This is a genomic window from Candidatus Cyrtobacter comes, from assembly GCF_034470605.1.
Taxonomy (GTDB): domain Bacteria; phylum Pseudomonadota; class Alphaproteobacteria; order Rickettsiales; family Midichloriaceae; genus Cyrtobacter; species Cyrtobacter comes.
On record NZ_JARGYT010000034.1, the window covers coordinates 1 to 12,751 of the forward strand.

The following is a 12,751-nucleotide window of genomic DNA, read 5'->3' on the forward strand; positions in this document are numbered from 1 at the left end:
TTCGCTAAACTCAAAGAAAATCGACGCTTAGCATTACGATTTGAGAAATCCGATCTCTCTTTCCTTGCCTTTATAGCTTTAGCATCTATTAAATACAACCTTTGTTAACAGTGCCTAAAGCCTTGGATTCTTAATACTAGATAAGGCTAGTCGCTCTATATTAATTGATAGATAGCACGGCACTTGCTTGCCGCGCTATCTAAGATGGTAATTTTTACTTTGCCTGTACAGATGGTTTTGCAGGTTTCACACTACCTACAAAAGATCTATCACCTTCTCTCTTTTGAACAATTGCCTGTATTTTATTAGGTTGTGTTTCTCTGGCATTTGTTAGCACTTTGTCAGCTGCATTTTCATGCAAAGCACCATGGGCCTGCCCAACAGCTTCTGTAACCTTTTCTTTGAATTCAGTAAAGGCTGCATCAGTTAGTGGCTTGCCACTTTTCATATAACTGCCAAAATTTACAAGTGCATGTATAGGGAGACCCATTGTAAAAACCGCGGTTTGTGCAACTGCCCTAATAAGAGAAGGGGCATCTTTCTGAATGCTATTTAACTCATCTTTCAACTTTCTAAAATCATTCTGTAGCTCATTCATCTCTTTTGGTGAAGTATGTGTTGGCGCATCATCACTTCCATTCTTACCTTGTGACGAGCTCATAGCTAGACCCTTTTCCTCAAGTTTTGTTTTAAATGCTGATAATGCAGAGCATACCTTTTCTAGCTTTTTGATCTTTTTATCATTAAGCTGTGCGAGCTTAGGATTGTGCTTAAAAATATTTATAATAGCGCGGAAAATATCGATAGCTTTTGCAATTGGGGTGATTAAAGGGGTGAAAATCACAGTTTTAAAAAACCCAACTACTTTTGGGTCAATTTTAGAAATTTGATCAAGATACTGCTTAAGATTACCACTTAATTTATTAAGATTTTCTTGTGTTTCTTTTTCTATAGCCTTCATTACTGCTGGCTGCATTTTTTCTAGAATGCTGCTATTAAAAGCTTCTTCAAATTTCTCATAATCAACTTGAGAAGGATAAATTAGAAATTGCCCATTTCCACAACACTTTCTTAATTCAGCTATCCCATCATGGATGATTTTATAGAATAAATCAAGTTTAGTCTTATCAGTAGTATTTTGAAGGATAAAGATATAACGACTAAAACATCCATAAATGGTTTTAAAATCTTCTCTTTTTCTATGAAGTAGTGAGCTATCATCAAATCTTGCCTGCTCTATGGCCTTATTACTAAATACAGATCTAAATGCTGCAAATAGCTCCATTATTTGAGTAGTTAATTTTATATCCTTTTTAGTGAATTCCTCTATATGATCCGGGAGCATTATAAGACCATTGTAATTACGCTCAGCTGCTAATATATGCTGATCAAATTCATATTCAGATCCTACTTCATATTTCTCGCCAGATCCCCTTACCTGGTTGTTCTTCTCCTCAAGCTTCCTTGCCAGATTCCCTGCCAACTTACTTATAAACTTCCCTTTCAACAATTCATTCCCTATCTTCTCTGCCAGATCATCCACGTCAAGTTTCTTGGCAGGTTTCGCTTCATCAGGTCTCTTTTTAAATCTCGCGTTATGTGTAATACTGTCTCTTGCCATAATTTAAAAATGATAGATAGGTAGATTGGAAAATGGTAGAATGCCATGAACACTTTTACAACTTTTGCGCTGATGTTTAACATTTTACTGTTCCTTGGGATTACCTAAGATTGAGTGATATTTTATAAATTAAAGATTGGCAATCACTAAAGCCTTGGATTCTTGATAAGGCTAGTCGCTCTATATTAATTGATAGATAGCACGGCACTTGTTTGCCGCGCTATCTAAGATGGTAATTTTTTACTTTATTGTCTAGATTGTCCAGTTCCAGATGATTCAGTAGGTCTCACCGCATTATCTGCAAAAGATTTGCCAGCACTTCTAGCTTGAACAATCGCCTGTATTTTATTAGGTTGTGTTTCATCAGCTGCATTTTCATGCAAAGCACCATGGGCCTGCCCAACAGCTTCTGTAACCTTTTCTTTGAATTCAGTAAAGGCTGCATCAGTTAGTGGCTTGCCACTTTTCATATAACTGCCAAAATTTACAAGTGCATGTATAGGGAGACCCATTGTAAAAACAGCGGTTTGTGCAACTGCCCTAATAAGAGAAGGGGCCTCTTGTTGAATTCCCTTTAAATTATCTTGCAGATTTTTAAAATCATTCTGCAGCTTTTTAATATCTTCTGGTGAAGGTACTTCTGGTGAAGGTACTGAACCACTATTTGAAGCTGTTTTTTCAGTCTCATCACCTTTACTTTCAGCACCTTTACTTATGTTATCAAGTTTTGTTTTAAATGCTGATAATGCAGAGCATACCTTTTCTAGCTTTTCGATCTTTTTATCATTAAGCTGTGCTAGCTCAGGATTGCGTTTAAAAATATTTATAATAGCGCGGAAAATATCGATAGCTTTTTCAATGGGGGTGATTAAAGGGGTGAAAATCACAGTTTTAAAAAACCCAACTACTTTTGGGTCAATTTTAGAAATTTGATCAATATACTGCTTAAGATCATCGCCTAATTTATCAAGATTTTTTTGTGTTTCTGTTTCTATAGCCTTCATTACTGCTGGCTGCATTTTTTTTAGAATATTTTCATTAAAAGCTTTTTCAAATTTTTCATAATCAACCTTGCTAATATCAGAATTTCCCAAATGTTTTTCTAGCTCAATAGCCCCATCAGAGATTATTTTAGAAAGTTCAGTCTTATCAGTAGTGTTTTGAAGGATCTGCATATAATCACTAAAACATTTATAAGTGGCTCTAAATTTTTCTCTTGCCTTATGAATTGGGTCTTTATTATTAGCATTATTTATACTGTTGTCACTAAATACAATTCTAAGCATCACAAATAGAGCAGTAAATTTAGCATTCAACAATACGTTGCCATTAGCGATTTTCATCATGTGTTCTGGGAGCGTAGTCTTTTGAGTATGAGCTAATATATGATGATCAAATTCATCGTTATTACCAGCGCTCGTTCTAACAGTTGATGTTAAATTCTCGAATTTCATAATTAAGAAATAATAGATAGGTAGATTGGAAAATGGTAAAACGTCCTGAGCACCTTTGCAACTTTTACGTTAACGCTTAACATTTTATGGTTATAATGTGTATATCAACAAAGAAATTTAGCGATAGGATATTTATAAGTAATATGCTGCTATCTCTTTAGATTATTATTTTGAATAGAGCGCTTATTTTTGATACCCAATGTGTTTATTAAATTATTGACGTTTTCCTCAAGAAATACATGCTCCTCATCAATATGAGCTACTTTATTCAAATTACTGAGAAGATCTTGGTCTAAATCAAGTACATTATTCTCCTTTTTATTATTTTTATTTGCCATACATAACAATTTAATACAACTACATGACTACATATAATAGGTTATTGGAAGATTATATAACCAGCAATGATGTTTAAATATGTTATGCGAGCACTTACTGTTTTAACTTGTATAATTCGTACATAGCAATTGCTGCGGCATTTGAGACATTTAAGCTCTCTACATTTGATTCCATGAAGATTTTTGCCACTATATCACATCCCTTTAATGTGCCATGCCTTATACCTTTTCCTTCAGCTCCAATAAGAAGCGCAGTTTTTTCAAAATTTTGTACATCTGTAAGATTCTTTTCAGATCCAGCGTCTAACCCTATTATCCAGTACCCCTCTTTTTTTAATAACTCCATAGATCTGTATATATTGCTCACATAAACAAGTGGTATTTTTTCAAAATAACCTGCGGCGCTTTTTAGCATATAAGAAGATTCTTCAGGAGTATTATGCTTAGGTAGTACTATAAATTTTATACCAAATGCTGCTGCAGAACGTATGATAGATCCAAGGTTTCTTGGATCTTCAATGCCATCAATAATTAAAATATTACCCTCTTTAAATTTCCTTACAGCTTGATCAAATGTTGGCTGTTCTATTGTTCTTGCCTTTAATAATATACCCTGTGAAGCATTTTCTTCACCTGCAATTCTTTTTATATATGAATTATCAACAATCTTTATAAGGGATTTTCTATCTGATTTTAGAATCTGATCTTCTAATTCTTCATAACATTTTTTTGTAATAAAAATCTCATCAACGTGTCTCCTACTATTAAACATTGCAGCAAGCACACTATGTTTACCATATATCAATATTGATTTCATAAAATAGATGCACTATACGTTCCCGTTTGTACCCAATAACATAATTTAATGCTTGGCGCGATAGTAATTTGTGATGGGTGTGGCAATGAAGAGCTGAGTGGTTCTTGCTCTTGCTCAAAATGCTCCCATATATTGGATATTACATATATGAATTTTTTTGAAATTCTATGTGTTGAGGAAAAGTTTCAGCTTTCTAAGCATCAGTTAAAAGATAATTTTATAAAAAAGTTGCAGCTCTTTCATCCAGATCTTTATTGTAACAAATCTGCTGCTGAGATGGATATAGCAACCAAAAACTCATCTATTGTGAGTAGGGCATATAATATGTTGCTTGATCCCGTTTCTCGGGCCCGTTACTTGATAGAGATAAAAAATATACCAATACCAAATGAAAGCGGATTTATAACAGAAGTTCTTGAATGGAATGAAAAAATAGAAGATACTTCCTCTGTTTTGGAACTACAGCAGCTTGTGGAAGAAGTTAATCGTATGCTTTCTATTTATAAATCTCAGATGGAAAAAGATTTTTCTGATATGGAGTATGAAAAAGCAGCTGCATCATATGCAAAAGTAAAGTTTTTTATGAGAGTATTGGATTCTGCTAAAAAAAGATTATGAAAAAGGAAAAAGTAATTGGTATAGATCTTGGCACTACAAATTCGTTAGTTGCAATTAAGGAGGAGGGGGCAATAATTGTCATACCTGATTATAAGGGAGAGAAATTGTTGCCATCTAGTATATTATTTAAAGATGGGGTATGGGTTATCGGTCATAAATCTGGCATATCTTCGATAAAAAGAGCCATGGGCAAAGGGCTGGATGAAGTTCAAAATACCTTCTTGCCATTTAATTTACACAGCACAAGTCATAATAAAATGCTTTATATAGATGCTTTTGGCCAAATTATAAATCCAATAGAAGCATCTGCAATGATACTAAAAACACTAAAACAACGAGCTGAAGATTATACTGGATGCAGCGTCTCTAAGGCTGTAATTACAGTTCCTGCTCATTTTGATGATGTGGCTAGAAATGCTACAAAGGAAGCGGCTAGGCTCGCTGGTTTAGATGTTTTACGGCTTATAAATGAACCTACCGCCGCAGCCATTGCATATGGTGGCGATAATTTTGGAAAAATTCTTATCTATGATATGGGGGGAGGGACATTTGATATATCAGTACTTGAGTTACAAATGGGGGTTATGCAAGTCATTTCAACAACTGGGGATAACAACTTAGGGGGAGATGATTTTGACAAAGTAATAATGGAAAAATTGGATATTCATGATAAATTTCTCGCAAAGAAAATAAAGGAAACTATTTGCAAAATTGGCTTATGGTCTGATGGTCAAAAAACAATTTCTCTAGAGGAGTTTGAAAATTATACTAAGCATCTAATCAAAAGGGCTGAAGAGTTAGTCCTGAGTGTTTTGGAGGATGATATACAAGTAGCTATTTTAGTAGGTGGAGCTACAAGAATGCCTCTTATTAAAAAATCTTTAAAGAAATTTTTTGGAGATAACATATTAGATAATATGAACCCAGATGAATCTGTGGCAATTGGCGCGGCCATTCAAGCAGACGCTCTCTTGAGTGGGCCTTCTTCTCTTTTGATTGATGTTGTACCACTTAGTCTTGGGATAGGATTGATGGGTGGCATGGTTGAGCATATAATTGCTAAAAATACCCCAATACCATATTCATCTAAGAGGACCTATACTACTCAAGAAGATGGCCAAACAGGAATTCAAATACATATAGTGCAGGGGGAAAGTCAGAAGATATCGGAGTGCAGATCTATAGGGTTTTTTGAGCTGCTTCAAATTCCAAGTATGAAGGCGGGGCAGGCTAGGGTTGATGTTGAATTTAGGCTGGATGCAGACGGGATTCTAGTTGTATCTGCAAAGGAACAATTAACAGGAAAGGAGCAAGAAATTATGGTAAAGCCATCTTATGGTCTTACACTAGAAGAAATGGCTAAATTTATACATATAAGCACTTAACAGCGTTGATAAATTATATATATGGGTTGCTAATCATTGGTGGATGTGGTACTAACAAGTTGTTATAGTACCAGTTTATATTATCAATTCAGTGGTAAGAATTGATTTAAAATAATTAGGTTACTTATACTTTACACTACTTATAAATTGGATTTTTGCAGTTTGATTATATTCTTGTTTTTTGATTAATTATTCAAGACATATGTATCTTAAAGTACTTATTGTTATGCTGCTGGTATCAATAAGTGCACGTGCCATTGATAAACATTGTGACTCATTTATAAATAATCGTCTTGAAGATTTAAAGCCACATATCGGCTACATCGCGGGTAAGATGAGTATTAATAAAGAGTATGATCCTAATAAAGATCCTAGTGTACTTTCTTCAAACTATACAACACAAGATAAAACTTATCTTACACTGTGTTCTATATTATCATCTGGAGATAAAGAAAGGTTATCAAAATATCTTGCTCATAATAATTTTGACAAAAATTGTTATGATAACCTTTATATGTATTGCGATACATCTCTTGAAAAAAAGATACGCACTCCTGCGGATATAGATTTAAAATGGTCGGCTTATGCAGCAACTGGTGACGTAAAATACGTTGAGCTACTCATAGATAACTTAAATGAGTGGCTGATGCAGTCACAGATTTTAACTTCTGATTTACAGTACGGTACCATCGTAATGCATCACTACGACTACAAATCTAGCAATGCCATTACTATGATGAAAGCAGCTATAAAAAAGTATTCTCAAGAAGATAAGGTAAGATTCTTCATGTCGCAAATGGCGCTATGGAGTCTGGGATCTATATCAAAAAATGATAGTAAGGTGCATGCAGCAGCGTTTTTGCATGCGCAAAAAAAGGAGTATGCGGACCTTGTGGCGCTCCTGCAAACAGCCTACTTTAGTTCACTGTGTCAACCACCCATTGGCATGTCAACCTCAAAGTCTTTAATGGTATTACCAGGAGAAAAGCATAAATTTAAAAAGATAAATGGCGATAATTTTTTAAATCAATTTTGAAGATTTGGCAAAAAATACTAAGCACTTTTTCAAGCTGGGAGATAAAGATTCGGCCCTTTTCATTATGAACTCGCCTATAGAAAATAATGATAATCAAGAGCAAGCTATGCTTTTTGACCCATATAGATCTACTTTTACCCTTATAGACAAAGAGAGATTAAAAAAAGAAACAAAAGCTATCGATTTGTCTATTGTTGACCTTAATAAAATTGATAATGCTGGAGCGTATTTTATAGTTTTTGTGAAAAAGGCAAAAGAGGGGCATAAATTTCACAATTCTGAGGTATCAAAGACCTCGGCCTGTTCTTTTATCCACTTAGGATTCGATGAGTCTACGCATTGAATGGCGGAATTGTTAACAAAAGATGGATAGTATTTATATAATCTATTGAATAATATAAATTACGACCTGGGGTGGCGCTTAGTTTTTCTGTTAAATTTAGCTAAATAATGCCTTAACCACTACATCTGATTAACAATCCCAAATTATACAGTTTGAGTTAAGTTTTTAGTTAAGCTTTTAGTTAAGCTCTATTGATTGAGATTTGGCTGTTGGTATACTGAATGCACTTTGAGCTGATTAAAGAATATGCTGCTACCACATTGGCCAAAACACGTAAGCGAGAGACTTGGTATAAAACTTGGCCTCGATAGAATGGCTGAAATATTGGAGAGGATTGGTAACCCACATAAAAAATTACCACCTGTTATACATGTTGCCGGAACAAACGGTAAAGGTTCTACAGTTGCATTTTTATCTTCGATATTGCGTTGCGCCTCCTATAAAATTCATTCATATACATCGCCACATTTGATAAGGTTTAATGAAAGAATAGTGCTTGCTGGGCACGAAGTTGAAGATCATATATTATATAAAGCTATCGAAAAATGTCGTCTAGCTTGTCATGATATGGATGTTACCTTCTTTGAAGGTACTACCGCTGTTGCATTTTTACTTTTTTCCACAATTGAGGCAGACATATTAATACTGGAAACTGGCTTGGGTGGCAGGCTTGATGCTACTAATATTATAGAATCACCAATGGCATCTGTTATTACGCCTATTTCAATGGATCATATGCAGTATCTTGGTGAGACTATTGAGCAAATTGCATTTGAAAAAGCTGGGATTATTAAAAACAACCTATGTGTTATGAGTTGGCAGCTGGATGTTGTAAAAAATTTGCTAAGAGATAAATGTTTAAAACTTGGTGTAAAAGCTATATCTATGGGAGAGGATTATGATTTTCAGCTGACTTCAGATGGTGATCTATATTTTAGTGATAGTAATTCGGTGCTTAATGTGGGTAAGCCCTCTTTATTAGGGGTTCACCAATATATTAATGCATCAACAGCAGTAGCAACAATAAAGAGTTTAAATTTACAGATAGACGATGCTTCAATAAGAAATGGTATAGAAAGTGCCAGATGGGATGGCAGAATGCAAAAAATAAGCACTGGTCCACTATCTTTAATATTGGCTCAAAATAGCGAGTTATGGCTAGATGGGGCACATAATATTCATGGAATACAGATGCTTAGTGTTAATATAGCAGAATTGAATAAAAAAGAGAAAAAGGATACATACCTAATATATGGAAGTATAACAGGAAAAGAGATAGGTGCATTTGTTGAGTGCTTATATGGTAAGATTTGTGCTGCATTTACAGTGAAAATACCATCAAGTCCGATATCTGATGATAGCAGGAGATTAAGAGATATATTTATTTCACATGGTATTGAATCGGAAGCCTTTGATGAAATTAATGATATCTTTGAATTATGTGCAAGAATATCTGCCCAAAAATCAATAAGGGTAATAGTTTGTGGTTCATTATATTTAGTTGGTTATGTTCTTTCTCTTAATAAATAGAGAATTATATAAGCTATGTTAATTATAAAAAATTTCATGAACATTTTGACCTATAGAAAATTAATGCTATCATCTGTCTTTATTTTATTTTACGTGTAATTGCTGAAACCATTCATTGTAGCCATAGATGGTAGGGCTGCTTCAGGTAAGGGTACCATATCTCATATTGTAGCGGAAAAGCTGGGTTTAGATTGGTTAAATACCGGTCTTTTATATAGGGCTGTTGCTTTTATTGCGCTGAAGGGTGGAATAAGCATTCATGAATATAAAGAGTTAGTTCAAATTGCACAAAATATTTCCCTATCAGATTTGGAGGAATCTCACCTGTATGCTAGTCACGTTGGTAGATTTGCTTCTATTATTTCTTCTGTGCCAGAAGTAAGGCAAGCATTATTTTATATGCAAAGATCTTTTCCTGTAGGGAAGAAAGGTACTGTTATAGAAGGAAGGGATATAGGTACTGTAATTTTTCCAGATGCAGATGTGAAAGTTTTTGTTACTGCTGAGCTAAAAGAAAGGGCAAGAAGGAGGTTTGTGCAGTTGCAAAATCGTGGTGAAAAGATTATATACGAGTCTGTGCTCAAAGATTTGCAAGAGCGTGATCAAAGAGATGAAGGTAGGGACTGTTCTCCGCTTCAAATTGCAAAGGGCAGTATCGTAATTGATACAACCGATCTTTCTGTTGATGAGTCTGTGAGTCTTGTTATGTCAAGAATAAATGAGGTCTCCTCTTTTTAGTAATTTTTTTTAAATATTTTATGATTGAAGTTGAAAAACTAAATTCTGTCCCAAACGAAATCTCTGAAGAGTTTGATAGACTCTTCGAACAATATGTGAATTCTAGTAAAAAAGAGGGGCAGGTTGTCTCAGGTGTTGTAACTAATGTTAACAGTGCGTGCGTAACTGTGGATGTGGGCTTAAAAAGTGATGGGATCATAAATGTTTCCAAATTTATGGGTAATATACCAAATATTGGTGATTCAGTATCGGTATATATAGATAAAATGGAAGATTGGCATGGTAGAATGTCATTAAGTTTAGTTAAAGCTAAACAAGAGCAGGAATGGACCAAGTTTAAGGGCGAATTTGTTGTTGATGGTTATGTCCATGGTAATATTATAGGGAAAGTGAAGGGTGGATTTGCGGTACAATTAGATGATAGTAGTATTGTTGCTTTCTTACCTGGTAGCCAGGTTGATATAAGACCTGTTAAAGATATAAATGATCTTGTTGGCGTTTCACATAGATTTAAAATTCTTAAAATAGATGGTGATAATGGGAACGTTGTAATTTCAAGAAGGGCTATAATAGAGGATGAAAGAAGAGAAGCAAGAGAAGAGAGACTAGCCAACCTTAAGGAAGGTGATATTGTTGAGGGGGTTGTTAAGAATATTACAGAATATGGTGCGTTTGTATGTTTTAATGGTACAGATGGACTTCTACATATTACTGATATGTCCTGGAGTAAAATATCACACCCTTCAGAAATACTTTCTTTAGGTCAGTCGATAAAAGTTAAGGTTATAAAATATAATCCGGAAGCTAGTGATAGAATATCGCTAGGAATAAAACAACTTCAAGAGGATGGATGGGAAAGTCTAGCTCAGAAATATGTTGTTGGAAATAGATTCAGGGGTACTGTAACATCTATTTTAGATTATGGTGCATTTATTGAGCTGGAAAAGAAAGTTGAGGGCCTTGTGCATAAGAGTGAAATATCTTGGAGTTTTGGAGAGATTCATGTACGCAATGTGCTAAAAGTTGGTCAAGAAGTTGAGGTAGTTGTAATAGAGGTTGATGTGTCTAAAAGACGTATAGGCTTGAGCATGAAAAAATGTACCGACAATCCTTTAGATAAATTTGCTAAGAAGTATCCTGTTGGAACCGAGGTATCATGTGTTGTGAGAAGCATTGTAGATTTCGGTATATATGTTGATGTATCTGAAGGTGAGGTTATTGGGGAAAAGGTTAATATTTTGATTCCTGCTTCTGAAATTTCTTGGAGTAAAACGCCGTCACAAGCTCTTAAGGATTATAAACCTGAAGATAAGGTACAGTGTGTAATCACTAATATTGATACTCAGCGTGATAGGGTCTCTGCTAGTATGAGACAGCTTGGGTATGACTCCATGCTCAAAATGATGGAGGGGCTAGTTGCTTCTGGTATTGTGATGTGTACTGTTTTAGCTACAAGGAGTGAGGGGATAGAGGTTTCGCTTCCTGGTGATATCAGAACATTTATTAAGAGGGGTGATTTATCCAAACATAGAAGCGATCAGCGCTCTGAAAGATTTTCTGTGGGTGATAAAATAGAAGCTAAAGTTATAAGTTTTGATAAAAATCAAATGAAAGTTTCGCTCTCAATAAAGGCCCTTGAAGTTGAAGAAGAGAAGAAAGCTATAGCTGAATATGGATCTGCTGCTAGTGGTGCTAGCCTTGGTGATATATTAGGTGGAGCTCTGAGGGGTATAGATAGACATCAAGGAGAAAAATAGTTGAAGTTTTTTGGTTATTTCATAGTAAATAAATTATGCAAGTTTGCTACGTAATGAAGTAGCTCTTTAAACAAAAAAGTGGGCAGGGTGGTCTTTTATTAAATTATCCCTGCCTATATTTTGTATTAAATTCATTTGAGAAAATCTAAAATAGGTGCACTAAAAAATAGCATAAAACTGTTTGATGCATTAATAATGTTAAGTAATTGACGCCAAAAGCTAAAATGAAAAAAACCTATAAAAAGTGCAAATAATATGCTTTAATTAAAGTTTTTGTTAAAGAATTGTACTTTGAATTGTACTTTGATCAAACGTTTCATATTGCCACAGAATTTAGCAATGGTTGTTATGGATGATATACACTATAATGCATTTTACAGATTAGACCTCTTTCGAAACTAAGAAAGATAAGAGTATAATGGTATTGAATCAATAGAAGATGATGGTTTGGTAAATGAAGTACGCGATTCAAGTAAAAATTTTATCAGAAGATCAATTCAGAAGGCTTGCAGGAGTCAAGAGAAGTACCATTTGATAAAATGGTCAAAAGAAGAGTCAGATAGGAATAAGAAGGCTAAAGGCGGAAGGAAGAATAAGCTTAGTATAGAAAATCTAATGGCACTAGAATACATATACAGGACATATTTTCATGTTAGTCAAAGTTATGGAGTTAGCGAAAGTTCGAGTTATAAAACAATAAGATTGATATAGTAAAAGCAGTTGAATTACGATCAACTAAAAATGTATAATTGCCTGATGCAACACATTACAACGCTCAATTTGTTGTTTAATCCATCTCTTAGCCCAGAATTTCTCAATCGGGTTCATATCTGGTGAATATGAAAAATATTAGTTTACAGCGAACAGATTCAATTAATGCTCTCGTCAATATATACAAAGCTTGTATGTCTTTGATTATTTCTTGATATTTATCTCGCTTTTCTGCTTCTAGGTAGTGTCGACATTTATGTTAGCTATAGATAGATTGCTGCTATAAAAACGAAGCCAAGATATTCAATATCAAGCTTGTCGTATCTTGTTGAGACTCTCCTAAAATGCTTGAGCTTATTAAACTCAATTAAATTTCTTTCCTTGTACAACTCTTCGTCATACT

General features: G+C 34.4%; 11 protein-coding genes and 2 pseudogenes. 8 read left to right on the top strand and 5 right to left on the bottom strand.

Annotated elements, in window-relative coordinates:
* Positions 1-214 precede the first annotated feature (214 nt).
* The 4 genes from Cyrtocomes_RS03155 to rlmB form a co-directional block, all read right to left on the bottom strand.
* Entirely contained in the window at positions 215-1,621 is a 1,407-nt protein-coding gene (locus Cyrtocomes_RS03155) for a hypothetical protein (protein ID WP_322497755.1), read from the bottom strand.
* 245 nt (positions 1,622-1,866) lie between these two features.
* Positions 1,867-3,075 (bottom strand): hypothetical protein, encoded by a 1,209-nt coding sequence (locus tag Cyrtocomes_RS03160; protein ID WP_322497756.1) that lies wholly within the window; start codon positions 3,073-3,075, stop codon positions 1,867-1,869.
* Positions 3,076-3,224: 149 nt separating this feature from the next.
* Positions 3,225-3,413 (bottom strand): hypothetical protein, encoded by a 189-nt coding sequence (locus tag Cyrtocomes_RS03165; protein WP_322497757.1) that lies wholly within the window; start codon positions 3,411-3,413, stop codon positions 3,225-3,227.
* Between the two features lie 94 nt (positions 3,414-3,507).
* Complete coding sequence (gene rlmB, locus Cyrtocomes_RS03170; RefSeq protein WP_322497758.1) at positions 3,508-4,230, bottom strand: 23S rRNA (guanosine(2251)-2'-O)-methyltransferase RlmB; 723 nt, start codon at positions 4,228-4,230, stop codon at positions 3,508-3,510.
* Positions 4,231-4,278: 48 nt separating this feature from the next.
* Here rlmB and hscB point away from each other — a divergent pair, with 48 nt between their 5' ends.
* From hscB to Cyrtocomes_RS03210, 8 genes and pseudogenes are all read left to right on the top strand, one after another.
* Positions 4,279-4,848 carry a Fe-S protein assembly co-chaperone HscB gene (hscB, locus tag Cyrtocomes_RS03175; RefSeq protein ID WP_322497759.1) on the top strand — a complete coding sequence of 190 codons (570 nt, stop codon included), beginning with the start codon at positions 4,279-4,281 and terminating at the stop codon, positions 4,846-4,848.
* Positions 4,845-6,233 (top strand): Hsp70 family protein, encoded by a 1,389-nt coding sequence (locus Cyrtocomes_RS03180; protein ID WP_322497760.1) that lies wholly within the window; start codon positions 4,845-4,847, stop codon positions 6,231-6,233. The genes hscB and Cyrtocomes_RS03180 overlap by 4 nt, the downstream gene beginning before the upstream one ends.
* Positions 6,234-6,435: 202 nt before the next feature.
* On the top strand, positions 6,436-7,269 hold the full coding sequence (locus Cyrtocomes_RS03185) for a hypothetical protein (protein WP_322497761.1): 834 nt from the start codon (positions 6,436-6,438) through the stop codon (positions 7,267-7,269).
* Positions 7,270-7,273: 4 nt separating this feature from the next.
* Positions 7,274-7,612 carry a hypothetical protein gene (locus Cyrtocomes_RS03190; protein ID WP_322497762.1) on the top strand — a complete coding sequence of 113 codons (339 nt, stop codon included), beginning with the start codon at positions 7,274-7,276 and terminating at the stop codon, positions 7,610-7,612.
* Between the two features lie 312 nt (positions 7,613-7,924).
* The gene (locus Cyrtocomes_RS03195; RefSeq protein ID WP_322497763.1) at positions 7,925-9,142 is read left to right on the top strand and encodes a bifunctional folylpolyglutamate synthase/dihydrofolate synthase; all 1,218 of its coding nucleotides are present in this window, start codon (positions 7,925-7,927) and stop codon (positions 9,140-9,142) included.
* Between the two features lie 99 nt (positions 9,143-9,241).
* Positions 9,242-9,880: a (d)CMP kinase gene (gene cmk / locus Cyrtocomes_RS03200; protein WP_322497764.1), complete on the top strand. Its 639-nt coding sequence runs from the start codon at positions 9,242-9,244 to the stop codon at positions 9,878-9,880.
* Between the two features lie 20 nt (positions 9,881-9,900).
* Entirely contained in the window at positions 9,901-11,637 is a 1,737-nt protein-coding gene (locus Cyrtocomes_RS03205; protein ID WP_322497765.1) for a 30S ribosomal protein S1, read from the top strand.
* 454 nt (positions 11,638-12,091) lie between these two features.
* Positions 12,092-12,345, top strand: a pseudogene (locus Cyrtocomes_RS03210) (helix-turn-helix domain-containing protein); the annotation flags it as partial.
* A gap of 266 nt (positions 12,346-12,611) precedes the next feature.
* Here the strand turns inward: Cyrtocomes_RS03210 and Cyrtocomes_RS03215 are convergent.
* Positions 12,612-12,751, bottom strand: a pseudogene (locus tag Cyrtocomes_RS03215) (IS5/IS1182 family transposase); the annotation flags it as partial.